Annotated in this window: 22 protein-coding genes; 17 read left to right on the top strand and 5 right to left on the bottom strand. The window is 65.2% G+C overall.

Annotated features, from left to right (window positions below):
- The first annotated feature begins 175 nt into the window (after window positions 1-175).
- Genes ilvA through AC1RCO_RS14450 form a run of 4 tightly spaced genes read left to right on the top strand, consistent with a single transcriptional unit; the run spans window position 176 to window position 3,895 of the window.
- On the top strand, window positions 176-1,690 hold the full coding sequence (gene ilvA, locus AC1RCO_RS14465) for a threonine ammonia-lyase, biosynthetic (RefSeq protein ID WP_011064078.1): 1,515 nt from the start codon (window positions 176-178) through the stop codon (window positions 1,688-1,690).
- A 40-nt stretch (window positions 1,691-1,730) separates the two neighbouring features.
- Complete coding sequence (locus AC1RCO_RS14460; RefSeq protein WP_011064077.1) at window positions 1,731-2,159, top strand: DUF2269 family protein; 429 nt, start codon at window positions 1,731-1,733, stop codon at window positions 2,157-2,159.
- Between the two features lie 15 nt (window positions 2,160-2,174).
- Window positions 2,175-3,431, top strand: coding sequence for an SDR family oxidoreductase (locus AC1RCO_RS14455; RefSeq protein ID WP_492617820.1), 1,257 nt, complete (start codon window positions 2,175-2,177; stop codon window positions 3,429-3,431).
- The gene (locus AC1RCO_RS14450; RefSeq protein WP_011064075.1) at window positions 3,428-3,895 is read left to right on the top strand and encodes a DUF2269 family protein; all 468 of its coding nucleotides are present in this window, start codon (window positions 3,428-3,430) and stop codon (window positions 3,893-3,895) included. The genes AC1RCO_RS14455 and AC1RCO_RS14450 overlap by 4 nt, the downstream gene beginning before the upstream one ends.
- Window positions 3,896-3,945: 50 nt before the next feature.
- On the opposite strand, the gene AC1RCO_RS14445 is transcribed toward AC1RCO_RS14450, so the two are convergent.
- On the bottom strand, window positions 3,946-4,602 hold the full coding sequence (locus AC1RCO_RS14445) for a histidinol-phosphatase (RefSeq protein ID WP_019093432.1): 657 nt from the start codon (window positions 4,600-4,602) through the stop codon (window positions 3,946-3,948).
- 144 nt (window positions 4,603-4,746) lie between these two features.
- Here AC1RCO_RS14445 and AC1RCO_RS14440 point away from each other — a divergent pair, with 144 nt between their 5' ends.
- Window positions 4,747-5,226, top strand: coding sequence for an RNA pyrophosphohydrolase (locus AC1RCO_RS14440; protein WP_011064073.1), 480 nt, complete (start codon window positions 4,747-4,749; stop codon window positions 5,224-5,226).
- Window positions 5,227-5,248: 22 nt separating this feature from the next.
- Complete coding sequence (gene ptsP, locus AC1RCO_RS14435; protein ID WP_011064072.1) at window positions 5,249-7,528, top strand: phosphoenolpyruvate--protein phosphotransferase; 2,280 nt, start codon at window positions 5,249-5,251, stop codon at window positions 7,526-7,528.
- A gap of 73 nt (window positions 7,529-7,601) precedes the next feature.
- Here the strand turns inward: ptsP and AC1RCO_RS14430 are convergent, their stop codons facing one another.
- Window positions 7,602-8,348 (bottom strand): NRDE family protein, encoded by a 747-nt coding sequence (locus tag AC1RCO_RS14430; protein ID WP_011064071.1) that lies wholly within the window; start codon window positions 8,346-8,348, stop codon window positions 7,602-7,604.
- Between the two features lie 123 nt (window positions 8,349-8,471).
- Here AC1RCO_RS14430 and AC1RCO_RS14425 point away from each other — a divergent pair, with 123 nt between their 5' ends.
- The 4 genes from AC1RCO_RS14425 (at window position 8,472) to AC1RCO_RS14410 (ending at window position 11,927) form a co-directional block, all read left to right on the top strand.
- On the top strand, window positions 8,472-9,254 hold the full coding sequence (locus AC1RCO_RS14425) for a sulfite exporter TauE/SafE family protein (RefSeq protein WP_026020005.1): 783 nt from the start codon (window positions 8,472-8,474) through the stop codon (window positions 9,252-9,254).
- Between the two features lie 81 nt (window positions 9,255-9,335).
- The gene (lgt, locus tag AC1RCO_RS14420; protein WP_011064069.1) at window positions 9,336-10,145 is read left to right on the top strand and encodes a prolipoprotein diacylglyceryl transferase; all 810 of its coding nucleotides are present in this window, start codon (window positions 9,336-9,338) and stop codon (window positions 10,143-10,145) included.
- Between the two features lie 46 nt (window positions 10,146-10,191).
- Window positions 10,192-11,163: a thymidylate synthase gene (locus tag AC1RCO_RS14415; protein WP_011064068.1), complete on the top strand. Its 972-nt coding sequence runs from the start codon at window positions 10,192-10,194 to the stop codon at window positions 11,161-11,163.
- 176 nt (window positions 11,164-11,339) lie between these two features.
- Window positions 11,340-11,927 carry an undecaprenyl-diphosphatase gene (locus AC1RCO_RS14410; protein WP_169892457.1) on the top strand — a complete coding sequence of 196 codons (588 nt, stop codon included), beginning with the start codon at window positions 11,340-11,342 and terminating at the stop codon, window positions 11,925-11,927.
- 15 nt (window positions 11,928-11,942) lie between these two features.
- Here the strand turns inward: AC1RCO_RS14410 and cadR are convergent, their stop codons facing one another.
- Window positions 11,943-12,392 (bottom strand): Cd(II)/Pb(II)-responsive transcriptional regulator, encoded by a 450-nt coding sequence (gene cadR / locus AC1RCO_RS14405; protein ID WP_011064066.1) that lies wholly within the window; start codon window positions 12,390-12,392, stop codon window positions 11,943-11,945.
- A gap of 88 nt (window positions 12,393-12,480) precedes the next feature.
- Between cadR and AC1RCO_RS14400 the strand changes: the two genes are divergently transcribed.
- The 7 genes from AC1RCO_RS14400 (at window position 12,481) to AC1RCO_RS14370 (ending at window position 21,530) form a co-directional block, all read left to right on the top strand.
- Window positions 12,481-14,796 (top strand): heavy metal translocating P-type ATPase, encoded by a 2,316-nt coding sequence (locus AC1RCO_RS14400; protein WP_492617819.1) that lies wholly within the window; start codon window positions 12,481-12,483, stop codon window positions 14,794-14,796.
- A 16-nt stretch (window positions 14,797-14,812) separates the two neighbouring features.
- The gene (locus AC1RCO_RS14395; RefSeq protein ID WP_011064064.1) at window positions 14,813-15,676 is read left to right on the top strand and encodes a LysR family transcriptional regulator; all 864 of its coding nucleotides are present in this window, start codon (window positions 14,813-14,815) and stop codon (window positions 15,674-15,676) included.
- Between the two features lie 231 nt (window positions 15,677-15,907).
- Window positions 15,908-16,984, top strand: a complete 1,077-nt coding sequence (locus tag AC1RCO_RS14390) for a putative 2-aminoethylphosphonate ABC transporter ATP-binding protein (RefSeq protein WP_125062295.1) — start codon at window positions 15,908-15,910, stop codon at window positions 16,982-16,984.
- Between the two features lies 1 nt (window position 16,985).
- Window positions 16,986-18,710: a putative 2-aminoethylphosphonate ABC transporter permease subunit gene (locus tag AC1RCO_RS14385; protein ID WP_492617818.1), complete on the top strand. Its 1,725-nt coding sequence runs from the start codon at window positions 16,986-16,988 to the stop codon at window positions 18,708-18,710.
- A 50-nt stretch (window positions 18,711-18,760) separates the two neighbouring features.
- The gene (locus AC1RCO_RS14380; RefSeq protein WP_492617817.1) at window positions 18,761-19,786 is read left to right on the top strand and encodes a putative 2-aminoethylphosphonate ABC transporter substrate-binding protein; all 1,026 of its coding nucleotides are present in this window, start codon (window positions 18,761-18,763) and stop codon (window positions 19,784-19,786) included.
- Between the two features lie 59 nt (window positions 19,787-19,845).
- Window positions 19,846-20,979 carry a TIGR03364 family FAD-dependent oxidoreductase gene (locus AC1RCO_RS14375; RefSeq protein ID WP_011064060.1) on the top strand — a complete coding sequence of 378 codons (1,134 nt, stop codon included), beginning with the start codon at window positions 19,846-19,848 and terminating at the stop codon, window positions 20,977-20,979.
- The gene (locus AC1RCO_RS14370; RefSeq protein ID WP_011064059.1) at window positions 20,979-21,530 is read left to right on the top strand and encodes a phosphonate degradation HD-domain oxygenase; all 552 of its coding nucleotides are present in this window, start codon (window positions 20,979-20,981) and stop codon (window positions 21,528-21,530) included. The genes AC1RCO_RS14375 and AC1RCO_RS14370 overlap by 1 nt, the downstream gene beginning before the upstream one ends.
- 123 nt (window positions 21,531-21,653) lie before the next feature.
- Here AC1RCO_RS14370 and AC1RCO_RS14365 read toward each other — a convergent pair whose 3' ends face one another.
- Both AC1RCO_RS14365 and AC1RCO_RS14360 read right to left on the bottom strand, forming a co-directional pair.
- The gene (locus AC1RCO_RS14365; RefSeq protein ID WP_220223414.1) at window positions 21,654-23,033 is read right to left on the bottom strand and encodes a GTPase/DUF3482 domain-containing protein; all 1,380 of its coding nucleotides are present in this window, start codon (window positions 23,031-23,033) and stop codon (window positions 21,654-21,656) included.
- Window positions 23,026-24,405: a DUF2868 domain-containing protein gene (locus AC1RCO_RS14360; protein ID WP_041120280.1), complete on the bottom strand. Its 1,380-nt coding sequence runs from the start codon at window positions 24,403-24,405 to the stop codon at window positions 23,026-23,028. The genes AC1RCO_RS14365 and AC1RCO_RS14360 overlap by 8 nt, the downstream gene beginning before the upstream one ends.
- Window positions 24,406-24,436 lie beyond the last annotated feature (31 nt).

Genomic DNA, 24,436 nt, shown 5'->3' with positions numbered 1-24,436 from the left:
ACAAAGGCCGGCATTATAGGCGCCGCGGCAGATCAGGTCATTGCCCGTTTGGCTAATCGGCCGGGCTTCAGAGAAGGCGAGGGGGCGGCTAAAACCTCTGTATTCGTGTGGTCGCCCGGGCAAACGCTGGGTTAGACTCCCTGGCCCTGCCCAACCCGCTCAGTGATGCTTTCCGATGCTCGAACAGTACGTCAAGAAGATCCTCACCTCGCGCGTTTATGACGTTGCCGTAGAAACCCCATTGCAGACTGCCCGCCAGCTTTCCGAGCGGCTGGGCAATCAGATCTGGCTCAAGCGTGAAGACTTGCAGCCGGTGTTCTCGTTCAAGATCCGTGGTGCCTACAACAAGCTGACCCAGCTCAGCGATGCCGAGCGCGCCCGCGGCGTGGTCACTGCGTCGGCGGGCAACCACGCCCAGGGCCTGGCCCTGGCGGCCAAGGTGCTGGGGGTCAAGGCCACTATCGTGATGCCCAAGACCACCCCCGAGATCAAGGTCGAGGGCGTGCGCTCCCGTGGCGGCAAGGTGGTGCTGCACGGCGATACCTTCCCTGAAGCGCTGGCCTACTCCCTGAAGCTGGTGGACGAGAAGGGCTACGTCTACATCCATCCCTACGATGATCCGCACACCATTGCCGGGCAGGGCACGGTGGCCATGGAGATTCTGCGCCAGCACCCCGGTCCGCTGGATGCGATCTTCGTTCCGGTCGGCGGCGGCGGCCTGATCGCCGGCATTGCGGCCTATGTGAAGTACCTGCGCCCGGAGATCAAGGTCATCGGCGTCGAGCCGGACGACTCCAACTGCTTGCAGGCGGCCATGGCCGCCGGTGAGCGCGTGGTGCTGCCGACCGTGGGGATCTTCGCCGACGGCGTGGCGGTGGCGCAGATTGGCCAGCACACCTTCGACATCTGCAAGGATTATGTGGATGAAGTGATTACCGTCAGTACCGACGAGATCTGTGCGGCAATCAAGGATATCTACGACGATACCCGTTCGATCACCGAACCTGCCGGCGCCCTGGGCGTTGCCGGGATCAAGAAGTACGTCGAGCAGCGCGGTATCAGCGGGCAGACCCTGGTGGCCATCGACTCTGGGGCCAACGTCAACTTCGACCGCCTGCGCCACGTGGCCGAGCGCGCCGAGCTGGGCGAAGGCCGCGAAGCCATCATCGCCGTGACCATCCCCGAGAAGCCCGGCAGCTTCAAGGCCTTCTGCGAGGCGGTGGGCAAGCGCCAGATCACCGAATTCAACTACCGCTACAACACCGGCAGCGAGGCGCACATCTTCGTCGGCGTGCAGACCCACCCGGAAAACGATCCGCGCAGCGCCCTGATCGCCAGCCTGACCGAGCAGGGCTTTCCGGTGATCGACCTGACCGACAACGAACTGGCCAAGCTGCACATCCGCTACATGGTCGGCGGCCATGCCGAGAAGGTCAGCGACGAAGTGGTGCTGCGTTTCGAGTTCCCGGAGCGTCCGGGGGCGCTGTTCAACTTTCTCAACAAGCTGGGCGGGCGCTGGAATATCTCGATGTTCCACTACCGCAACCATGGTGCGGCGGATGGCCGGGTAGTCGCCGGCCTGCAAGTGCCGGCCGATGAACGTCACCTGGTGCCCGCGGCGCTGGAGCAGATCGGCTATCCGTACTGGGATGAAAGCGACAACCCGGCCTACCAGCTGTTCCTCGGCTGAACGACTACGCTGAGGATCGGAGCCTTAAGGAAGCGAAAACATGGAAACACTGACCACGCTGAAGACGCTTCATGTACTGGCCACCGTGCTGCTATTGGGCAGTGCGCTGGGGCTGGCGATCTGGGTCTGGCGCCTGCGCCGCCAGGGGGATGCCACGGTTTATAGCCGGGTGCTGCACCGTCCGGGCCTGTTCGGCTGGCTGTTGCTGGCGCTGGGCATGCTGACATTGCCGTTCAGCGGTTGGTGGCTGGTGCATCTGGTGGGTTGGCCGCTGGGGCAGACCTGGGTCCTGGGTTCCAGCGTGCTCTACACCCTGGGGGCCCTGGCCTGGCTGTGGCTGATGGTGCGCCTCAACCGCCTGCGGGTGGCCAAGGTCGCCAGCGGCCTGGCGTTCACCCTGGTGCTGGCGGTGTTCAGCGCCGCATGTTTCGTGACCATTGCCGGTCTTATGGGCGCCAAGCCGGTCTAACTCTCAAGGATTGCCATGAAGGTCGTTCTGGTGGGGGCCACAGGGTTTGTCGGCCGTCATCTGCTGGCGGCATTGCACGCTGCCGGCCATCAGCTGATTGCCACCAGCCGTCGCCCGCAGCCCCAGGGGTTGCCTGGGGTGGAGTGGCGCCAGCTGGATCTCGATCGCCTGGGCCGCGAGCCCCAGCCCTTTGCCCTGCCTGCCGACACCGACCTGCTGATCAACGCCGCGGGGCTGTTGAGCACTGATGCGCGGGCGTTGAGCCTGACCCAGGACCTGGGTACCCGCGCGCTGTTCGATCTGGCGGCGGCCCGGGGCGTGCGGGTACTGCAGATTTCCGCATTGGGGGCCGGGATCCTGCCCCAGGTGCCGTTCCTTGCCAGCAAGGCGGCGGCGGATGATTACCTGCTGCAGTTGGGGGTACCGGCGGTGGTGCTGCGGCCCTCGCTGGTGCTCGGCGCTGGCGGTGCCAGCAGCGGCTGGCTGACGAGGCTGTCGCCCTGGCCGCTGATTCCCTTGCTGTCCGCCAAGGCGCAGATGCAGCCCTTGCATATAGAGGACTTGAGTGCCGCGGTGCTGGCGCTGCTCAGGCAGTGGCCGCAGGAATCCATGGTTCTGCCCCTGGTCGGCCCGGAACGCATGACCATGGCGCAACTGCTCGATCACCTGCGGTCGGCCCAGGGCTGGGGCCCGGCGCGCTACTTCAAGCTGCCAGCGGTCTTGCTGCGGCTGGTGGCCGCTGCTGGCGATCGCCTGGGCTGGCGAGCCTTGAACCGGCAGAGCCTGGCCATGGCCCGCCACGACAACCTGGCGGATCCGCAGGTGCTGGCCTCGGTCTGCGGGTATCACGCGGCGCCGCTGGCGGCCCGCTTGCAAGATTGGCCGCAGGCGACGCAAAGCACCCAACTGGCCCTGCGCCCGCTGTTGCTGGCAGTGATGGTGCTGATCTGGCTGGGTACCGCGCTGGTGTGCATCGGCCCGGGTTACGACTGGGGCCTGCGGATCATGGCCGAGGCTGGCGTGCAGGGTGTATGGGCGGCCCTGGCGGTGATCGGCGGTTCACTCTGCGATGCGCTACTGGGTGTCGGCCTGCTGCTGCGGCGCTGGCGCCGGCGAGCCTTGCAGGCGCAGTTGGGGCTGATGTTCGGCTACACCCTGATCATCAGCCTGATCCTGCCGCACTTCTGGTTTGACCCTTATGCCGCCGTCGCCAAGAATCTGGTGCTGATGGTGGCGACCCTATGGCTGCTGTGGACCGAACCCCACCAATGAGCGCTTACCTGCTGTTGAAAACCCTGCATATCCTGTCCTCCACCGTGCTGTTCGGCCTCGGCGCGGGGTCGGCCTATTACGCCCTGCGGGCCTGGCGCAGTGGCCGGGTGGAAGTGATTGCCGTGACCTTCAAGCACCTGGTGTTCGCCGACTGGGCCTTTACCGCCACCACGGCGGTATTCCAGCCGTTGAGCGGGCTGGGGCTGGTGCACCTGGCAGGCTGGTCGCTGCAGCAGGCGTGGCTGATGTGGAGCCTGGGCCTGTATGTGGTGGCGGGGCTGTGCTGGCTGCCGGTGGTCTGGTTGCAGATCCGAGTGCACAAGATGGCCGAGCAGGCCCTGCAGGACGGGACGCCGATGCCGCTGCGGGCAACCCTTTATATGCGCTGGTGGTTCGCCCTGGGCTGGCCGGCGTTCCTGGCCTTCATGGCGATTTTCTATCTGATGGTGGCCAAGCCGGCGTAGGTTTTTTCGCTGGCAAGCCAGCGCCTACAGCCGGCTCGCCGGCGAGCTGCCTAGTCGCGCAGGCTGATGACCTGCCAGCCACGTTTCTCGGCCTCGGCCCGCAGGTTCGGATCCGGGTCAACGGCCACGGCGGTGGTCACTTGCTCCAGCAGGGGCAGGTCGTTCATCGAATCGCTGTAGAAGTAGCTGTCTTCCAGGCTGTGGCCGGTCTCTTCTAGCCAGCGGTTGAGGCGGGTGACCTTGCCTTCACGGAAACACGGCACATCGGTACTGCGCCCGGTGTAGCGGCCATCCTGCATTTCGCATTCGGTGGCGATCAGGGTTTCCACGCCCAGGCGTTCGGCGATCGGCGCGGTCACGAAACGGTTGGTCGCGGTGATGATCACCAGCTTGTCGCCGGCAGCTCGATGCTTGTCCAGCAGGGCCTGGGCCTTGGGCAGGAGGATTGGCTCGATGCAGTCGCGCATGAAGTCGCGGTGCCACTCTTCGAGCACGGCCATGTCGGTGCGGCCGAGGATTTCCAGGCAGAAGTTCAAGTAGGCGGCATTGTCGAGCTTGCCGGCCAGGTAATCCTGATAGAACTCGTCGTTGCGGGTCTTATAGGCGACGGCGTCGAGGAAGCCCCGCTCGCACAGATAGTCGCCCCAGGCGTGGTCGCTGTCGCCGCCCAAAAGCGTGTTGTCCAAGTCGAATAAAGCCAGGCGCATTGCAGTTACTCGCTGAAAAGTCGCGGAAAAAGGTGCCCAGAATACGGTCTTTTCACAAGAGTGCACATAAGCTAAGCAGCCTCGTTGCTGCATTCCCAAGCTTTGTGGAACAATGCGGCGACATGCGTTTGCGAGGTTGTAGCCGTGATCGACCCCGATGGTTTCCGCCCCAATGTCGGGATCATTCTGACCAATGATGCCGGACAGGTGCTATGGGCTCGCCGTATCAATCAAGATGCCTGGCAGTTTCCTCAAGGGGGAATCAACCCCGATGAGACGCCGGAAGACGCCTTGTATCGCGAGCTGAACGAAGAAGTGGGGCTGGAGCGCGAAGATGTGCAAATTCTCGCCTGCACCCGGGGCTGGTTGCGCTATCGTTTGCCGCAGCGTCTGGTCCGGACCCACAGCCAACCGCTGTGCATCGGCCAGAAGCAGAAATGGTTTCTCCTGCGCCTGATCTCCAACGAGCAGCGGGTGCGGATGGATTTGACCGGTAAACCGGAATTCGATGGCTGGCGCTGGGTCAGTTATTGGTATCCGTTGGGCCAGGTGGTGACATTCAAGCGCGAAGTGTATCGCCGCGCTCTCAAAGAGCTTGCCCCGCGCCTGCTAGTGCGCGACTGACGACGGAGTTCGACCCCGAGCCATGCTCAATACGCTGCGCAAGATCGTCCAGGAAGTTAACTCCGCTAAGGATCTCAAGGCGGCGTTGGGGATTATTGTATTGCGCGTCAAAGAGGCCATGGGCAGCCAGGTCTGCTCGGTCTATCTGCTGGACCCGGAAACCAACCGTTTCGTCCTGATGGCCACCGAGGGCTTGAACAAGCGCTCCATCGGCAAGGTCAGCATGGCGCCCAACGAAGGCCTGGTAGGCCTGGTGGGCACTCGCGAAGAACCCCTCAACCTGGAAAACGCCGCCGACCACCCGCGCTATCGCTACTTCGCCGAAACCGGTGAGGAGCGTTACGCCTCGTTCCTCGGTGCGCCGATCATTCACCACCGCCGGGTGGTGGGCGTGCTGGTTATCCAGCAAAAGGAGCGGCGCCAGTTCGACGAAGGCGAAGAAGCCTTCCTGGTGACCATGAGCGCCCAACTGGCCGGGGTTATCGCCCATGCCGAGGCCACCGGTTCGATCCGTGGCCTGGGTCGCCAGGGCAAGGGCATTCAGGAAGCCAAGTTCGTTGGCGTACCGGGCTCGCCCGGCGCGGCGGTGGGCAGCGCGGTGGTGATGCTGCCGCCGGCCGACCTGGATGTGGTGCCGGACAAGCACGTCACCGACATCGACGCCGAACTGGCCCTGTTCAAGAGCGCCCTGGAAGGGGTGCGGGCCGATATGCGCGCGCTGTCGGAAAAGCTCGCCACTCAATTGCGCCCTGAAGAGCGCGCGCTGTTCGACGTCTACCTGATGATGCTCGACGACGCCTCCCTGGGCAGTGAAGTGAAGGCCGTGATCAAGACCGGGCAATGGGCCCAGGGCGCGTTGCGCCAGGTGGTCACCGATCACGTCAACCGTTTCGAACTGATGGACGATGCCTACCTGCGCGAGCGGGCCTCGGACGTCAAGGACCTGGGCCGCCGGCTCCTGGCCTACCTGCAGGAAGAGCGCCAGCAGACCCTGGTCTATCCCGACAACACCATCCTGGTCAGTGAGGAACTGACCCCGGCCATGCTCGGCGAGGTGCCGGAAGGCAAGCTGGTGGGCCTGGTCTCGGTGCTGGGTTCGGGCAACTCCCACGTGGCGATCCTGGCCCGGGCCATGGGCATCCCGACGGTGATGGGCCTGGTGGACCTGCCGTACTCCAAGGTCGACGGCATCCAGATGATCGTCGACGGCTACCACGGCGAGGTCTACACCAACCCCAGCGACGTGCTGCGCAAGCAGTTCGCCGATGTGGTGGAAGAAGAACGGCAACTGGCCCAGGGCCTGGATGCCCTGCGCGACCTGCCCTGCATCACCCCCGATGGCCATCGCATGCCGCTGTGGGTCAACACCGGCCTGCTGGCCGATGTAGCCCGGGCGCAGAAGCGCGGGGCCGAAGGCGTGGGCCTGTATCGCACCGAAGTGCCGTTCATGATCAACCAGCGCTTCCCCAGCGAGAAGGAACAGCTGGCGATCTATCGCGAACAGCTGGCGGCCTTCCATCCGCAACCGGTGACCATGCGCAGCCTGGACATCGGCGGCGACAAGTCGCTGTCGTACTTCCCGATCAAAGAAGACAACCCCTTCCTTGGCTGGCGCGGGATCCGCGTGACCCTCGACCACCCGGAGATCTTTCTGGTACAGGCCCGGGCGATGCTCAAGGCCAGCGAAGGCCTGAACAATTTGCGCATCCTGCTGCCGATGATTTCCGGCATCCACGAGCTGGAAGAAGCCTTGCACCTGATCCACCGGGCCTGGGGCGAAGTGCGCGATGAAGGCACTGACGTACCGATGCCGCCAGTGGGGGTGATGATCGAAATCCCCGCCGCGGTGTACCAGACCAAGGAACTGGCGCGCCAGGTGGATTTCCTCTCGGTGGGCTCCAACGACCTGACCCAGTACCTGCTGGCGGTGGACCGCAACAACCCACGGGTGGCCGATCTCTACGACTACCTGCACCCGGCGGTGCTGCAAGCGCTGCAGAATGTGGTGCGTGATGCCCATGCCGAAGGCAAGCCAGTGAGCATCTGCGGCGAGATGGCCGGTGATCCGGCGGCGGCGGTGCTGTTGATGGCGATGGGCTTCGACAGCCTGTCGATGAACGCCACCAACCTGCCGAAGGTGAAGTGGATGCTGCGTCAGGTCAGCATGACCAAGGCCAAGGAACTGCTGGCGGAAATGATGACCATCGACAACCCGCAAGTTATCCACAGTTCGCTGCAACTGGCGCTGAAGAAACTCGGGCTGGCGCGGATGATCAATCCGGCTTCGAGCAAGACCCTGTAACCGGGTTGTTTTCTTCGCCGGCAAGCCGGCTCCTACCGAAGCGTTCGTGGGAGTCGGCGTGCCGGGGAACGCTTCAGACCTTCAGTTCGACCTCTCCCAGATGCCCGCCGTAGGGGCCGAAGCTACGCTCCAGCAGATGCCGCGAGCCATCGGCGTGGACGATCAGTGCCGTGCTGGCTCGTGTGCCGTAGCTGGGGCTGGCGATGAACACGCTGGACAGCAGGCTTTCGGTGGCCAAGCCCACTCCGGTGTCCGGCAGGTCGGCGAAGGGCGCTGTCTGCGGGTCGCTCAACAGCGCCAGCAGTGCCTGGGGCTGTGGATCATGCAACACCTCCTGCAACGCCGCCCTGGCCTTGAGCAGCTTGGGCCAGGGCGTATCCAGCCCGGCATTGGAAAGGCCGTAGACCCCAGGCTCCAGCCGTTGCGGCTGCGGGTCCCGAGCGTTGTAGTGCCACAGCTGCTCGGCATTGCCCAGCAGCAGGTTGAACCCGGCGTACTCCACCGAGCGCCCGACTACATCGCGCAAATAATCATCCAGGGGCACGTCGCCGGCGAGAAAGCGCGCCACCAGTTCACCCCGCGAGCGCCGCGCCGGAGGCTGGTGCGGGTTGCGGATATTGGTCAGGGCGGCAAAGCGGCCCTCGGCGCCGACCCCGAGCCAGGTGCCGCCGGCTTCCAGGTCGCGACCGGCGTGGATCTGCGGCAGTTCCGGCCACTGCCCCAGGGGCAGGCTCGGCCGCGCGTAGAATTCATCACGGTTGGCCGCGACGATCAGTGGCTGAGCATGACCCGGCCGCCAGGCGAAAACGATCAAGCACATTAAGGTGGCCCCCTGTGTGTTTTTGCCCACTTTACGCACAGATCCGGCGGGTATCCATCGCCATCCAGTGGAGTCCGGGGCGGCGCTTCCGTTACCATGCCGATCTATTTTTCGGATGCTCCCATGGAATTTCTGCTCTATCTGCTGCTGGGCGCCTGTGCGGGCGTGCTGGCCGGGCTGTTCGGCGTGGGCGGCGGGATCATCATAGTCCCGGTGCTGGTGTTCAGCTTCACCCTGCAAGGCTTCGATGTCTCGGTGCTGACCCACCTGGCGGTCGGCACCTCCCTGGCCAGCATCATCTTTACCTCGGTCAATGCGGTGCGCGAGCACCATCGGCGTGGCGCTGTACGCTGGCCGATCTTCGCCTGGATGACCGTGGGTATCCTCCTGGGCGCCGGTTTCGGCGCACTGACCGCCGAGGCGATCTCCGGCCCGCACCTGCAGAAAATCATCGGTGTGTTTGCCCTCGTGGTGGCCTTGCAGATGACCCTGGAGCTCAAGCCCAAGGCCAGCCGCCAGGTGCCCGGCAAGCTGGGCCTGACGGCCGCCGGCGGTGTGATCGGCTGGGCCTCGGCGATCTTCGGCATCGGCGGTGGCTCCCTCACCGTGCCTTTTCTCACCTGGCGCAGCGTGCCCATGCAGCAGGCGGTGGCCACCTCATCGGCCTGCGGTTTGCCCATTGCCCTGGCCAGTGCCTTAAGTTTCATGATTCTGGGCTGGCATGATCCGCTGCTCCCGGCCCATAGTCTCGGTTTCGTTTATTTGCCGGCCCTGTTGGGCATTGCCCTGACCAGCATGGTGTTCGCCCGCATCGGCGCGCGCCTGGCCCACAAACTGTCGCCACGCCTGTTGAAACGCATGTTCGCCGCGCTACTGTTCTGCGTGGGACTCAGCTTCCTGTTCTGAGTGGTGACGCAATCCTGGCTTAATCCTGGGCTGGCAGTTTGCCCCGGGAATCTGAAGTTCTAACCCTTACGAGGAGTCGCAATGCTGCCTTACCCGCAGATTGATCCGGTGGCCCTGGCCATCGGCCCGCTGAAAATCCACTGGTACGGCCTGATGTACCTGATCGGCATTGGCGGTGCCTGGTTGCTGGCGTCGCGCCGCCTGAACCGTTTCGATCCGACCTGGAGCAAGGAGAAGCTCTCGGACATGGTGTTCTGGATGTCCATGGGGGTGATAGTCGGTGGTCGCCTGGGTTATGTGCTGTTCTACGACCTGAGCGCCTACCTGGCCAACCCGACGCTGATCTTCGAGGTGTGGAAGGGCGGCATGTCGTTCCACGGTGGTTTCATCGGGGTGATGCTGGCGGCCTGGTGGTTCGGCAAGCGCAACAACAAGACCTTCTTCGAGCTGATGGATTTCGTCGCGCCGATGGTGCCGATCGGCCTGGGCGCCGGGCGCATCGGCAACTTCATCAACGCTGAATTGTGGGGCAAGCCCACCGATCTGCCCTGGGCCATGGTGTTCCCGCCGTTCAGCGATCCGGCGCAATTGCCGCGCCATCCCTCGCAGCTGTATCAGTTCGCCCTGGAAGGCGTGGCGCTGTTCCTGATCCTCTGGCTGTTCTCGCGCAAACCCCGGCCGACCATGGCGGTTTCCGGTATGTTCGCCCTGTTCTACGGGATCTTCCGTTTCATCGTCGAGTTCGTCCGGGTGCCGGACGCCCAGTTGGGCTACCTGGCCTGGAACTGGCTGACCATGGGTCAGGTCCTGTGCGTGCCGATGATTCTCGGTGGCCTGGGGTTGATCTGGCTGGCTTATCATCGCGCTCCGGCCAAGAGCGCGGCGCAATAAATTCGAACCCCGGGGCGTGCCCCGGGTTCAAGGATGCAGGTAATTCATGAAGCAATATCTTGATCTGGTGGCCCACGTCATCAACAACGGCACCAAGCAGGCCAACCGCACCGGTGTGAACACCATCAGCTTCCCCGGGGCCATGCTGCGCTACGACCTCAAGGAAGGTTTCCCGGCCATCACCACCCGCAAGATGGCCTTCAAGTCGGCCATCGGCGAGATGGTCGGCTTCCTGCGCGGGGTGAACAACGCCGCCGAGTTTCGTGCGCTGGGCTGCAAGGTCTGGGACCAGAACGCCAACGAAAACGCCCAGTGGCTGGCCAACCCGTTCCGCCAGGGCGACGACGACCTGGGCGAGATCTACGGCGTGCAGTGGCGCAAGTGGCCGGCCTACAAACAGATCAAGACCAGCAACCAGGCGGCCATCGACCTGGCTCTGAGCCAGGGCTACCGGCAGATCGCCGCGGGCGAGGAAGACGGCCAGGGCTACGTGGTGCTGTACAAGGCCATCGACCAGGTGCGCCAGTGCGTCGACACCATCATCAACGACCCGGGCAGCCGGCGGATCCTGTTCCACGGCTGGAACTGCGCCCAGCTGGATGAAATGGCCTTGCCGCCGTGCCACCTGCTTTACCAGTTCCACCCCAATGTCCAGACCCGGGAAATCTCCCTGACCCTCTACATCCGCTCCAACGACCTGGGCCTGGGCACGCCGTTCAACCTCACCGAGGGTGCTGCGCTGCTGAGCCTGATCGGCCGCCTGACCGGCTACACGCCGCGCTGGTTCACCTATTTCATCGGTGATGCCCACGTCTATGAAAACCATCTGGACATGCTCAACGAACAGCTCAAGCGCGAGCCGTTCCCGATGCCCAAGCTGGTGATTTCCGAGCGTGTGCCGGAGTTCGCCAAGACCGGCGTCTACCAGCCGGAGTGGCTGGAGCTGATCGAGCCGAGCGACTTCTCCCTGGAAGGCTATGAGCACCACGCGCCCATGACGGCGCCGATGGCGGTCTGAGCGTCCAGCTACTGCAGCAAGGGCCGCGCGGCCCTTGTCGATTGATCCTGTTGCCCTTATCGACCTGTGCCCGGAGCCGTTCCGGGCATGGCTGTGCCCGGCGGCCAGCTACGCTCTGAGTAGCGGCCCTGCCAGGTGCGGGGTGTGGTCCTTGTGACATTCAACGTGAGCCCCGAATGGAAGAACTCAATCACAGCCTGTTCCTGGCCATCAACGCCAGTGCCGGGGCGTCCATGCCGATGCGTGCACTGGCGGGTTTTCTCGCGCAATGGGTGGTACTCAGCGTGCCGCTGCTGCTGGTGGTGTTCTGGGTTTTCGGCGAGCGCCGCCAGCGCATGATCGTGTTGCTCGCCGGCCTGAGCATTGTCCTGGCCCTGGTCTGCAACCTGCTGATCCGTGAGCTGTGGTTCCATCCGCGGCCGTTCATGATCGGCCTGGGGCAGAACTTCCTCGCCCACGCGCCCGGGGCATCCTTCCCCAGCGACCACGCCAGTGGCATGTTCGCCATGGCTTTCGCGCTGATCCTGGCCAGCCTGCGCAAGACCGGGCTGGTGATGCTGGGCCTGGCGCTCCTGGTGAGTTGGGCACGGGTCTATCTGGGCGTGCATTTCCCTTTCGACATTCTGGGTGGCTGCCTGGTGGGGGGGCTCAGTGCCTGGCTGGTGCGCCAGGGGCTGGCCTGGCAGCAACTGGACCAGCGGCTGCTGGCAATCCTCGAAGGGGCTTATCTGCGGCTGACGGCCAGCGTTCGGCGCGGCGCCTGAAACCGCGCCAGGGGTTCAGTGCCCGTGGCTGCGCCCGACATGGGAGGGCTCGCTCTCATTGGGGGCCACCGAGCCGCTGACTTCCAGGCGCTGGAGAATTCCGCAGTGCTCAAGGTCCGGGCCCTCGCTGCAGCGCTGGCGCAGGTCCAGCAGTTGTTCCTGCAGGGCCAGCAAGCCGTCAATGCGCGCCTTGACGTGATGGATATGCTCGTCGATCAGGGCGTTGACGCTGGCGCACTGGTCCTGGGGGCTGTCGCGCAGGTTGAGCAGGCTGCGGATCTCCTCGAGGGTCATGTCCAGGCTGCGGCAATTGCGGATAAAGGTCAGGCGCTCGGTGTGGGCCTGGGTGTAGAGGCGATAGTTGCCTTCACTGCGGGCCGGTTCCGGCAGCAGCCCTTCGCGCTCGTAGTAACGGATGGTCTCGACCTGACAGTCGGTGAGTTTCGCCAGTTCGCCAATCTTCATTGCCGTCGTCTCCGAATGGGTGCTTGACCCTATAGTGGCTACAGGGTGTTCACTTGGCAACAAGCACCTTAATTCGGAAGGGACCCTAATGAGCGATTCTCTCCACAGCCCGCGCAAAACCGCGGATCAGCAGCCCCAGGCTGATCACGATCACAGCCCTGGCCACAGCCATTCCCATGCGCCCGCGGGCAAGTTGCAGCCGGTCAAGGCACACGATCATGCCGCCCACGGCGCATCCTGCTGCGGTTCCGCCGACCTGGCGCCGTCCAGGGTCACCCTGAGCGAGACCCCGGCCGCCGGCGCGCGCTTGAGCAGCTTTCGCATCGAAGCCATGGACTGCCCCACCGAACAGACCCTGATCCAGAACAAGCTGGGCAAGCTGGCCGGGGTCCATGCGCTGGAGTTCAACCTGATGAACCGCGTGCTGGGGGTGACCCACGACCTGCCGAGCACCGCGCCTATCATCGAGGCGGTCAAGTCACTGGGCATGCACGCCGAACCCCTGGAACAGGAGGGTGACCAAGCCGCGCCTGCCGCAGCGCCCGTGAAGAAGCCCTGGTGGCCGCTGGCCCTGTCCGGTATCGGCGCGCTGGCTGCCGAGGTCATCCATTTCACCAATGCCGCGCCCGACTGGGTGATTGCCCTGGTGGCCCTGGTGTCGATCCTCAGTGGTGGCCTGACCACCTACAAGAAGGGCTGGATCGCCCTGAAGAACCGCAACCTCAACATCAATGCCCTGATGAGCATCGCCGTGACCGGCGCCGTGCTGATCGGCCAATGGCCGGAAGCGGCGATGGTGATGTTCCTGTTCACAGTGGCGGAATTGATCGAGGCCCGTTCCCTGGATCGGGCGCGCAACGCCATCAGCGGCCTGATGCAGATGACCCCGGAACGGGTCACGGTGCAGCAGGCAGACGGCAACTGGAGCGAACAGGAAGCGAAAAGCGTCGAACTGGGCGCACGGGTGCGGGTACGCCCCGGCGAGCGCATCGGCCTCGACGGCGAGGTCGTGTCCGGCAACTCCACCATCGACCAGGCGCCGATCACCGGTGAAAGCCTGCCGGTGGAAAAGACTGTGGGCGACAAGGTTTTCGCCGGCACCATCAACCAGGCCGGCTCCCTGGAATACCGAGTGACTGCCGCCGCCAACAACTCGACCCTGGCGCGGATCATCCACGCTGTGGAACAGGCCCAGGGCGCCCGGGCTCCGACCCAGCGCTTCGTTGACAGCTTCTCGAAAATCTACACCCCGGCGGTATTCGCCTTCGCCCTGGCGGTGGCGCTGATTCCGCCGCTGTTCATGGACGGCGTCTGGTTCGACTGGATCTACCGCGCCCTGGTGCTGCTGGTAGTGGCTTGCCCCTGCGCCCTGGTGATCTCCACCCCGGTGAGCATTGTCAGCGGCCTGGCGGCTGCCGCGCGCAAGGGCATCCTGGTCAAGGGCGGGGTCTACCTGGAGGGCGGCTACAAGCTCGACTACCTGGCCCTGGACAAGACCGGCACCATCACCCACGGCAAGCCGGTGCAGACCGACTTCCTGTCCCTGGACCCGCTGGCCCAGGACACCGCCCCGGCCCTGGCCGCAAGCCTGGCAGGGCGTTCCGACCACCCGGTGTCCCTGGCCATTGCCCAGGCGGCTGTGGATAAGCAGTTGGCCATGCACCCTGTGGATAACTTCGAGGCCCTGACCGGCCGAGGCGTACGCGGCGAGATCAACGGCGAGCTGTACCACCTGGGCAACCATCGTCTGGTGGAAGAGCTGGGCCTGTGCTCCCCGGCTTTGGAAGAAAAACTCTTCGCCCTGGAGAAGCAGGGCAAGACCGTGGTCCTGCTGCTGGACCGCAATGGCCCGCTGGCGCTGTTCGCCGTGGCCGATACGGTGAAGGAATCCAGCCGCGAAGCCATCCAGCAATTGCATGAGCTGGGGATCAAGACCCTGATGCTCACCGGCGACAACCCGCATACCGCCCAGGCCATCGCGGCCCAGGTGGGTATCGACCAGGCTCGGGGCGACCTGCTGCCCACCGACAAGCTGCAGGCCATCGAAGACCTGTACGCCCAGGGCCACCGGGTGGGCATGGTGGGCGACGGGATCAACGACGCACCGGCCCTGGCCCGTGCCGAAATCGGTTTCGCCATGGCTGCGGCGGGCACCGACACTGCCATCGAGACCGCGGATGTGGCCCTGATGGACGATGACCTGCGCAAGATCCCGGCGTTTATCCGTCTGTCGCGCCAGACCTCGGTGGTGCTCAAGCAAAATATCGTCCTGGCCCTGGTCATCAAGGCGATCTTTCTTGGGGTAACCTTTGCCGGGCTGGCCACCATGTGGATGGCAGTATTCGCCGACATGGGCGTGAGCCTGTTGGTGGTGTTCAACGGTCTGCGCCTGCTGCGCAAATAAGCAACGAGAGAACCCTGTGCTGAGTGCCGAGCTGAAGGCTTTTTACATGGTCGCCCGCCTGGGCAGCATTACCCAGGCGGCGAAGAAGCTCGGCCTCAGCCAGCCCACGGTGACTACCCAGGTCCGCAACCTGGAGAGCCAGTACGCGGTGGAGCTGTTCTACCGAGGCGGTCGCCGCCTGAGCCTGAGCGATGAGGGCGCGCGCTTGCTGCCGATGGTCAAGGAGCTGCTGCAGAAAGAGTCGGACATCGAATTCTTCCTGCGCAACTGCGGGCAGGTGCAGGGCACGCTGCGTATCGCCGCCACCGCGCCGTACTACATCCTCGATCTGGTGAAGACTTTCCGCCAGCGCCTGCCCCAGGTGGAGGTCTCGGTGGAAATCGGCAACTCCCAGCAGGTCCTGGAGGCGCTGGAAGACTACCGGGTGGATGTGGCCGCTTCCTCGCAACTGCTGGAGGATTCGCGTTTGGTCCGCCGGGTGCTGGGCAGCGATCCGCTGGTGCTGGCGGTGCATCGCAATCACCCCCTGGCGGCGCTGGATCACGTGCCCCTCAACGCCCTGGCCGGGCATACGCTGCTGATGCGCGAACCCGGCTCCACCACCCGCAGCCTCACCGAAGGTCTGCTGAAGAACGCCAACGTCAGTTTTGGTCCGCTGCTGGAGATCGGCAGCCGTGAATCGATCCGCGAGGCGGTGCTGCGCAATATCGGCATCAGCATCATTGCCCGCCAGGAAGTGCCCCACGACCCGCAACTGCGGGTACTGACCATCGAAAACGCGCCGCAGATCGCCGAGTACCTGTATTGCCTCAAGGAGCGCAAGAACGCGCGCCTGCCCGCCGCCTTTCTCGGCCTGGCCCAGGAAATGGCTCCCGCCTGAAAGATCTGCATCGGCCATGCCGATGCCTTCGCGAGCAAGCTCGCTCCTGCGTTGAAATGCATTGCCCCTGGGGGAGCGAGCTTGCTCGCGAAGGCGCCAGATCAGCCAGCACATGATTTACAAGTGAACCCAAATCCCTGAATACCACTATCGGTCGTTTTTGCCTTACTGCCATATGACCGACGCATTGCAACTCTAGGATTTGCCTCATCTGCTAGATGAGGTGCGTCCATGAACAACTCCGCTGCAACTGCCCTGAGCAACCCCGGTGCACCGATGAAGGTGCGCGGTATCCACAAGCGCTTCGGTGCCTTCACCGCGCTGGATAACGTGTCCCTGGACGTCGCTGCCGGTGAGCTGGTGTGCCTGCTGGGGCCGTCCGGCTGCGGCAAGACCACCTTGCTGCGCTGCATCGCCGGCCTGGAACGCCAGGACCAAGGCGAGTTGTACCTCGGGGATCGGGACGTGTCGCTGCTGGCGCCCCAGGCCCGGGACTACGGGATCCTGTTCCAGTCCTACGCGCTGTTCCCCAACCTCACGGTAGAAGCCAACATCGCCTACGGCCTGTCCGGCAGTGGCCGCGAAGAAGCGCGCAAGCGCGTGGCGCAGATGCTGGAACTGGTGGGGCTGACCGGCAGCGAGAAGAAGTACCCCGGCCAGCTGTCCGGCGGCCAGCAGCAGCGCGTGGCCCTGGCCCGTGCCTTGGCACCGGCTCCGTCGTTGCTGCTGCTGGACGAGCCGATGTCGGCGCTGGATGCCCGAGTCCGCGAGCACCTGTGCACCGAGCTGCGCCAGCTGCAGCGGCGCCTGGGGATCACCACCCTGATGGTTACCCACAACCAGGACGAAGCCATGCTGATGGCCGACCGCATTGCCGTGATGAATAACGGCAAGGTCGAGCAGTACGCCACGCCCCAGGAAATCTACGACCGTCCGGCCACGCCGTTCGTCGCCGAATTCGTCGGCCAGGGCAACTGGCTACCCTTCAGCCGCAACAGCGACAGCCATGCCCAGGTTGGTGGCATGAATGTGCGCCTGGCCGACGGCTCGGCCAAGACCGCCTCGGGCCGGCTGTTCTGCCGTCCGGAAGCCATCAGCGTGAATCCGCCGGTGCACGAGGAAAACCTGTTCCCGGCCAAGGTCCGCGAGATCACTTTCCTCGGCAATCGCTGCCGCATGAGCTTCGAACTCAACGAGCTGCCGGGGCATGCGCTGCTGGCCGAGCTGGCCCCGGAAGCCATGCCGCGTCTGGGCGCCCAGGACATCTGGGTCGCCTTGCCGCCGCGCAGCCTTCAGGTGTTTGCCTAAGATGAGCGTGCCAATGTCCCTGCCGCTACCTGCCAAGCGGGCGCGCCAGGTTTCTCGTGCCGAGATCGGCGACCGTATTTTTGTCGTCGGTGGCAAGGTTCTGCTCCTGGTCCTGCTGGGTGTAGCGGTGCTGTTGCCCCTGTTGGCGATCTTCTGGCGCGGCTTCAGCGCCGAGGCCGGGCAGGGCGGAGGCTGGCTGGCGGCTCGCGAGCTAGTGGCCAGCGAAAACTTCCACTGGTTGCTGGGCAACAGCCTGAAAGTCTCCCTTAGCGTGGCCGCTATCGTCGTGCCCCTGGCCTACCTGTTCGCCTACGCCCTGCAACGCACGCTGATTCCCGGCAAGGGCATCTGGCGCGGCCTGTCGCTGTTGCCGCTGATGGCGCCGTCGATGCTCCCGGGCATTGCCCTGGTCTATCTGTTTGGCAATCAGGGGATGCTGCGTGGCCTGTTCGCCGAGAACATCTACGGCTTCTGGGGCATTGTCCTGGGTGAAGTGATCTACACCTTTCCCCACGCCCTGATGATCCTGCTCTCGGCGCTGTCCCTGGCGGACGCGCGGCTGTTCGACGCCGCGTCGAGCATGGGCGCCAGCCCCGCCAAGGCCTTTCGCAGCATCACCTGGCCGGCCACTCGGCAGGCGGTGTTCGCCGCCTTCTGCCTGGTGTTCACCCTGACCATCACCGACTTCGGCGTGCCAGTGGTAGTGGGTGGCGACTATCAGGTGCTGGCCCTGGAAGCCTACAAGGCGGTGGTGGGGCAGCAGCAGTTCGGCCGCGGCGCGTTGATCGGCATGGTCCTGCTGTTGCCGGCCCTGTTCAGCTTCGGTGTCGACGCCTGGCTGCGCCGGCGCCATGGCGACTCCATGAGCGGCCGTGCCCAGGTATTCAAGCCAGCGCCGTCGCCACTGCGCGATGGCTGCTACCTGGCCATTGTGTTGCTGATCTGCGCGGCCCTGCTGCTGGTGTTCGGCATGGCGGTGTTTTCGTCGCTGGTGAAATTCTGGCCCTACAACCTGTCGCTGTCGCTGAACCACTACCAGTTCAACGACACCGCCGGCGGTGGCTGGCTGGCCTACCGCAACAGCCTGACCATGGCCCTGTGCACGGCGCTGATCGGCAGCGTGGTGATCTTCACTGGCGCCTACCTGATGGAGAAGACCGACGGCCAGCGCGGCTTGAACCTGGCGCTGCGCATGCTCAGTTTCGTGCCCATGGCGGTGCCCGGTTTGGTGCTGGGCCTGGGCTACGTGTTCTTTTTCAACCTCAACGGCAACCCGCTGCATGTGTTCTACGGAACCATGACCCTGCTGGTGGTGTGCACCATCGCCCACTACCTGACCACCGCACAGATGACCGCCACCACCGCCCTGCGCCAGCTGGACGCCGAGTTCGAGGCCGCCGCGCTGTCCCTCAAGGCGCCGCTGTACCGGCACTTTCTGCGGGTTACCGTGCCGATCTGCCTGCCGGCGCTGCTGGACATCGTGCGCTACCTGTTCGTCTCGGCCATGACCACGGTGTCGGCGGCGATCTTCCTCTACAGCCCGGACACCATCCTTGCCGCTGTCGCCGTGCTGAACATGGACGACGCCGGCAACGTCGGCGGCGCCGCGGCGATGTCGACTCTGATCCTGTTCACCTCCGCCGGCGTCTCGCTGCTCCTGGCCTGGGCTTCGCGCGGCCTGCTGCGCCGTTCCCAGGCCTGGCGCCAGGGCACGCCGGGCCACTGATGCGCTTCACCCACCCCCGCTCTGATCTGCACTTACTAAGGAACCGCACCATGTTCAAGCCCCTGGCTCTTGCCGCTGCCGTCCTCTCTGCTCTCAGCCTGAACGCCTTTGCTGCGAAAACCGAGCTGACGGTCTACACCGCCCTTGAAGCCGAGCAACTGAAGTCCTACAAGCAAGCCTTCGAAAAGGCCAACCCGGACGTGGAGATCAAGTGGGTGCGTGATTCCACCGGGATCATCACCGCCAAACTGCTGGCGGAAAAAGCCCGCCCGCAGGCCGATGCGGTCTGGGGCCTGGCCGCGTCCAGCCTGGCGATCCTCGACCAGCAGGGTATGCTGCAAAGCTATGCGCCCAAGGATCTGGGCAAGATCGGCCCGAACTACCGCGACGCCGCCAACCCACCGGCCTGGGTCGGCATGGACGTCTGGGCCGCCACCATCTGCTTCAACACCGTGGAGGCCGAAAAGCAGGGCCTGACCAAGCCGGTGAGCTGGCAGGACCTGACCAAGCCCGAGTACAAGGGCAAGATCGTCATGCCCAACCCGGCCTCCTCGGGCACCGGCTTCCTCGACGTCAGCGCCTGGCTGCAGACCTTCGGCGAGAAGCAGGGCTGGCAGTACATGGATGAGCTGCACCAGAACATCGGCCAGTACGTCCACTCCGGTTCCAAGCCCTGCAAGCTGGCCGCCGCCGGTGAATTCCCGATTGGCATCTCCTTCGAGTACCCGGCCGTGCAGCTCAAGCGCCAGGGCGCGCCGCTGGACATTGTCCTGCCGAAGGAAGGCCTGGGCTGGGAAATCGAAGCCACCGCGGTGATCAAGGGCACGCCTCATGAAGAGGCGGCGAAGAAACTCGCCGACTTCTCCGCCAGCCCCGAGGCCATGGAGCTGTACAAGGAAAACTTCGCCGTGCTGGCCCAGCCGGGCATCGCCAAGCCGCAGACCGAACTGCCGGCCGACTACGAGCAGCGCCTGATCAAGAACGACTTTGCCTGGGCCTCGAAGAATCGCGACGAGATCCTCGCCGAATGGCGCAAGCGCTATGACGGCAAGTCGGAAAAGGTTGCCAAGCAGTAGCCGATCAATCGCCTTCGCCGGCTTGCCGGCGAAGGCGCTCCCCATCCAGGAAACAACTCATGACCAATCACAGCGATCTGCTGATCGTCGGCGCCGGCATCCTGGGCCTGTCCCATGCCTATGCCGCCGCCAAACGCGGTCTGCGGGTGCACGTTTTCGAGCGCAGCGCCACGCCCCTGGGCGCTTCGGTGCGCAACTTCGGCCAGGCCCTGGTCACCGGCCAGCCGCCGGGCACCATGCTGGAGCTGGCCAGGGCCAGCCGCGAGATCTGGGCCGACTGGCAACAGTTGGCGGGCCTGCAACTCAAGCGCAACGGCTCTTTCCTGTTCGCCCGCAGTGAAGCCGAGGAGCAGTTGCTCGAAGCCTTCTGCGCCGGGCGTGCGCTGGAGCACGGCTACCGCGTCGAGCTGCTCCAGGGCGCGGCGCTGAATGATCTGTACGGCGGCCAGTTCCGCCATCACCGGGCGGCCTTGCACGGCCTGGACGACCAGCAGCTGTATTCCCGTGAAGCGATCCCGCAGTTGATCGACTACCTGCGCCGGGACCTGGGGGTGCAGTTTCACTTCTCGACCCTGGTGCGGGATATCCAGCCGGGCCAGTTGCGCAGCACCGCCGGCAACTTCCACGCGCCGCGGATCGTGCTGTGTTCGGGGCACGATTATCAGACCCTGCTGGCGGATCAGATCGCTGCCTTGCAGCCGCAGATCTGCCGCTTGCAGATGCTCCGGGCGCGGCCCGAGGCCAATCTCAACCTGCAACATGCCTTGCTGACCGGTCTGAGTTGCGTGCACTACGGGGCCTTCGCCGACCTGCCGGAAGCCGCCGCGGTGCAAGCGCAGATTCTGCGCGAGGCGCCCCATCTGCACGAGCATGGTATCCACCTGTTGATCAGTCCGACTCCCTACGGTGAACTGATCATCGGCGATTCCCACGATTACGGTAGCGATCCTTCACCGTTCAATGCTGAACAGGTGGACAACTGGCTGCTCGAACTGGCCGAGCAGACCCTGGGTTGCAGGGTCCGGGTGGTGGAGCGCTGGCAGGGTGTCTACGGCGCTCGCGGCCCGGCGCCGTTCTCCTTCCTGGAGGCGGCCCCCGGGGTCCATGTGGCCCTGATGCACACCGGGGTCGGCATGAGCGTTGGCCCGGCCATGGCCGAGGGCAATATCGCCCGACTGCTGGAGGAAGCGTGATGGAGCGGCGACAGCAGGTGGTCGACGAGGTCTTCGGCCTGTACGAGCGTTTCGGCGACTGCGACTACATCGGCGAGCCGGTGTCGCAGATCGAGCACATGTCCCAGGCCGCGCAGTTGGCCCTGGCGGAAGGTTATGACGACGAGGTGGTGCTGGCGGCGTTCTTCCACGATATCGGGCATATCTGCCAGCAGGATGCCGAGAACATGGGCGGCTTCGGCGTGGTCAGCCATGAGCGCCTGGGGGCGGACTACCTGCGCCGGGCGGGTTTCAGCGAACGCCTGGCGCGGCTGGTGGAATACCACGTCCAGGCCAAGCGCTACCTGACCTTCAAGAACCCCGGTTATTACCAGCGGCTGAGCGAAGCCAGCCGGCGCACCCTGGAGTACCAGGGTGGGGTGATGAGCGCGGCAGAGGCGGCAGCCTTCGAACTCGACCCGTTGTGGGCGGTGAGTTTGCGCATGCGCCACTGGGACGAGCAGGCCAAGGAAATGTGGGTGCCGGTGATGGATTTGCAGGTGCTCAAGGACAAGGCGCTGGCATTGCTTTAACGGGTACAGGCTTGGTTTTTGTAGCCGCTGCCGTAGGCTGCGAACGGCTCCGCAGGAGGCGCCGCTGTTGGGGTTGTTGAAGGTCCTGCGGCCCTTTGCGCAGCCTCGCGGGCTCGGCAGCGGCTACAGCAGATGTTGAGCCAGCCCCTCGATCTGCTCCTGGCGCTCGGCCTGGCTCAGGCGTTTCTGCGGGTTGAGCGATGACCACTGCGGGTGCGCCCGGGCCTTGTTCAGGGCCTCTGGCAACTTGCTTTCGCGCCAGCTCTTGTCCTCCGGCGTGGCCAGGCGAATGCTGTCCATGGCCGCATGCCCGCGCAGGTTCAGGGCCTGCACCAGCTGGCGCTGACGCAGGGCCAGCAGGCGCAGCACGCTGTCGTCCACGGTCAGCTCGCGCTGGCCCTTGAGTTTGCCCAGCAGGCGGCTGCCGTAGCTGCGGGCGGTTTGCAGGGCGCCGCCGGCAATAGCCCCGGCCAGCGCCGCGGCCCCCAGGGTCAAACCACCCACCAGCAAATCCACCCCTGCGCCGGCCGCGGCTCCGGCGGCGATGCCGCTGCCCACCCGCACCCCCAGTTGCTTGAGGGTTTCCGGGTTGAACAGGTCGTCGCCCCAGCGCCCGTCCAGTAGCGGCAGGTCGCTGGCCGACGCGTCCTCGGGGCGGAAGGCGTAGAGCTTGAGCAAGGCCTCGACGCAGCGCTGCTCGCGCTGGCGGATGGCCTGGCGCAGTTCGCCTATGGCCTGTTGTTCCTGTTGGGCGTCGCTGGCTACGCTGCGGCGGCAGGCGGCGCAGTCCACCAGCAGCTCGGCAATCAGCCGCGCTGCGCTGTGCTGGCGGGCCAGGCGCTGGGCCTCTTGGTCGTCGATCAAGCGTTGCAGGGCCGGGCGTGCGTGCTCCAGCAGCAGCGCCAGGCTTTCATACAGGCGCCGTTCGCCGTCCTCCGGTGGCGCCACGCTGTCGAAGCGCACCAGGGCGTGCAGCCCCAGGCGGGCCAGGGCATCGCGCCAGTCGCCTTCGCGCTGCTCGGCGCTGCTGACGAAGTTCAGCACTGGTAGCAGCGGCTTGCCGCAACCGGTGAGCACTTCAAGCTCATCGCGGTACTTGGCCAGCACCGGCTCGCGGGCGTCGATCACATACAGGCCGGCGTCCGAGGCCAGCAGCTGGCGCAGGACCTTGGCTTCCTGTTCGAAGCGCTGGCGAGCCTCGCTACCGTCGAGAAACCGCGCCATCCGCGCCGGGCCGTCCAGGCGTTCGCCCGGGCGCTCCAGGCGCTCCAGGTAATCCAGCAGGGCGATGGCATCTTCCAGGCCAGGGGTGTCGTAGAGCTCCAGCAGGGCTTGGCCATCCACCGAAAGGCGGGCGCCTTCCACGTGCCGGGTGGTGCTGGGGCGATGGGAGACCTCGCCAAAACCCACGTCCCGGGTCAGGGTGCGCAGCAGCGAGGTCTTGCCGACGTTGGTGTGGCCGACCACGGCGAGTTTCAGTGGCTTGTGGCGGGTATCAGTCATGACCGTTCTCCAGCCAGTCGAGGGGGGCGCAATCGGCGAAGGGCAGTTGCAGCTGGTGCAGGGCGCTGTGCCAGTCGCCCAGGCGATCGGCGTCCAGGGCCTGGCCGGGCGGGGCTTGCAGCAGCCAGACCCGGGTGGCGCTGGCGTTGCGCGCCAGTTCGGCGATCAGCCCCAGGCTGCCTCGGTCCGGCGAGCGCCGCGGGTCGCAGGCGATCACCAGGCGCGCCGGGGGGAAACGACTCATCTGCTCCAGCAGGCGGCTGCGCGACTCGCGACTGTCGAGGATGCCGGCGTCCTTGACGCTCTCCGGCAGTTGCGGCGGCCAGGGGCGCTGGTTGTCCAGTTCGATGGCCACCAGCAGGGCGCCGCTGCTGTCCTGGGCACTGACGCCGCCTTCGACCCGGTGCAACTGCTCGGGGGCCGCATCGTTGACCCCCAGGCGCTCGCTGCTGGGCATCAGGCGCTCACGCAATTGGGCGTAGCCCGGCAGGTTGAGGTCCAGTTGCAGGCGCGCCTGCCCGTGTTTCCAGCGCCAGCGGCAGAACAGCATCAGCAGCAGGCGCGGCAGCACGCCGTAGATCGTCACCAGCACCACCAGCCAGATGGCCCAGGACTGGCGGATCAGTTCGGTGTTGTAGACATCCCGGGTGCTGGCCTGGATGCTCGCTACGCTCGGCGCGCCAAAGCCCAGGCCACGGGGCAGGGCACTCAAGGTGTTGGTAATGGCCACGAAGGCATCGCTGCCCAGCAGGGTGCTTTCCCAGACAAAGCTGTAGCGGTGGGTGGTCAGCAGCAACAGCAACATGACCACGGCGCTGAACAGGGCCAGGCACCACAGGCCGTTGATCAGGCTGCCCAGGGCCCAGCGGTTGAGCTTGCGCCGTTGCAGCAACAGCAGCAGGGCCGGCGGCAACTGCGCGGCCTTGGCATCGCGGGAGAATTTCTCGCTGAGCCACAGCCACAGGCGGCCCAGGCTGGCGCCGTGCTCGCCGGCGAACAGTAGGCCTGCCAGCCAGCTCAGCAGCAGGATCAGGTTGATTCCCAGCAGGCTGCCCAGGGCCCAGAACACGTTCACCGGTTGCTGGGTGCTGCCCAGGGCGCTGAATGCCAGGCCGGCACCGCTGATCACCGCCAGAACCGAGAGCGCCAGCAGGGCCAGGCGTGCGCCCTGGTGCCAGTGCAGCAGGGCGCTGTGCAGGCCGTCACGCTGGGCCAGCCACAGGGCGCGGTTCTGGATCCGGGTCGCCAGGTCGCCGCCCTGGTTGCGGGCCAGGCGATTGGCTTCCTGATCTTCCAGCGGGCCGGCGTGTTCCTCGCGCAGGCGCACGGTTTCGGTCAGCCACAGGCGTTGCAGGGGAGTCAGTGCAGTCACGCGTCATTCCATCGCTCAAAAGTGCGCTGAG

Source organism: Pseudomonas sp. GW823-FHT03E05 (assembly GCF_058796855.1).
Note: the sequence above shows the minus strand (reverse complement) of the source record. Positions and strands in the feature narration are given on the sequence as shown.

Excerpts from the sequence above, each read along its gene's own strand:
- AC1RCO_RS14385 (WP_492617818.1), top strand. The coding sequence starts at position 16,986 with ATGAGCGTGCCAATGTCCCTGCCGCTACCTGCCAAGCGGGCGCGCCAG.
- AC1RCO_RS14450 (WP_011064075.1), top strand. The coding sequence starts at position 3,428 with ATGAGCGCTTACCTGCTGTTGAAAACCCTGCATATCCTGTCCTCCACC.
- ptsP (WP_011064072.1), top strand. The coding sequence starts at position 5,249 with ATGCTCAATACGCTGCGCAAGATCGTCCAGGAAGTTAACTCCGCTAAG.
- lgt (WP_011064069.1), top strand. The coding sequence starts at position 9,336 with ATGCTGCCTTACCCGCAGATTGATCCGGTGGCCCTGGCCATCGGCCCG.
- ilvA (WP_011064078.1), top strand. The coding sequence starts at position 176 with ATGCTCGAACAGTACGTCAAGAAGATCCTCACCTCGCGCGTTTATGAC.
- cadR (WP_011064066.1), bottom strand. The coding sequence starts at position 12,392 with ATGAAGATTGGCGAACTGGCGAAACTCACCGACTGTCAGGTCGAGACC.
- AC1RCO_RS14375 (WP_011064060.1), top strand. The coding sequence starts at position 19,846 with ATGACCAATCACAGCGATCTGCTGATCGTCGGCGCCGGCATCCTGGGC.
- AC1RCO_RS14380 (WP_492617817.1), top strand. The coding sequence starts at position 18,761 with ATGTTCAAGCCCCTGGCTCTTGCCGCTGCCGTCCTCTCTGCTCTCAGC.
- AC1RCO_RS14400 (WP_492617819.1), top strand. The coding sequence starts at position 12,481 with ATGAGCGATTCTCTCCACAGCCCGCGCAAAACCGCGGATCAGCAGCCC.
- AC1RCO_RS14445 (WP_019093432.1), bottom strand. The coding sequence starts at position 4,602 with ATGCGCCTGGCTTTATTCGACTTGGACAACACGCTTTTGGGCGGCGAC.
- AC1RCO_RS14425 (WP_026020005.1), top strand. The coding sequence starts at position 8,472 with ATGGAATTTCTGCTCTATCTGCTGCTGGGCGCCTGTGCGGGCGTGCTG.
- AC1RCO_RS14455 (WP_492617820.1), top strand. The coding sequence starts at position 2,175 with ATGAAGGTCGTTCTGGTGGGGGCCACAGGGTTTGTCGGCCGTCATCTG.
- AC1RCO_RS14410 (WP_169892457.1), top strand. The coding sequence starts at position 11,340 with ATGGAAGAACTCAATCACAGCCTGTTCCTGGCCATCAACGCCAGTGCC.
- AC1RCO_RS14365 (WP_220223414.1), bottom strand. The coding sequence starts at position 23,033 with ATGACTGATACCCGCCACAAGCCACTGAAACTCGCCGTGGTCGGCCAC.
- AC1RCO_RS14460 (WP_011064077.1), top strand. The coding sequence starts at position 1,731 with ATGGAAACACTGACCACGCTGAAGACGCTTCATGTACTGGCCACCGTG.
- AC1RCO_RS14370 (WP_011064059.1), top strand. The coding sequence starts at position 20,979 with ATGGAGCGGCGACAGCAGGTGGTCGACGAGGTCTTCGGCCTGTACGAG.
- AC1RCO_RS14415 (WP_011064068.1), top strand. The coding sequence starts at position 10,192 with ATGAAGCAATATCTTGATCTGGTGGCCCACGTCATCAACAACGGCACC.
- AC1RCO_RS14430 (WP_011064071.1), bottom strand. The coding sequence starts at position 8,348 with ATGTGCTTGATCGTTTTCGCCTGGCGGCCGGGTCATGCTCAGCCACTG.
- AC1RCO_RS14390 (WP_125062295.1), top strand. The coding sequence starts at position 15,908 with ATGAACAACTCCGCTGCAACTGCCCTGAGCAACCCCGGTGCACCGATG.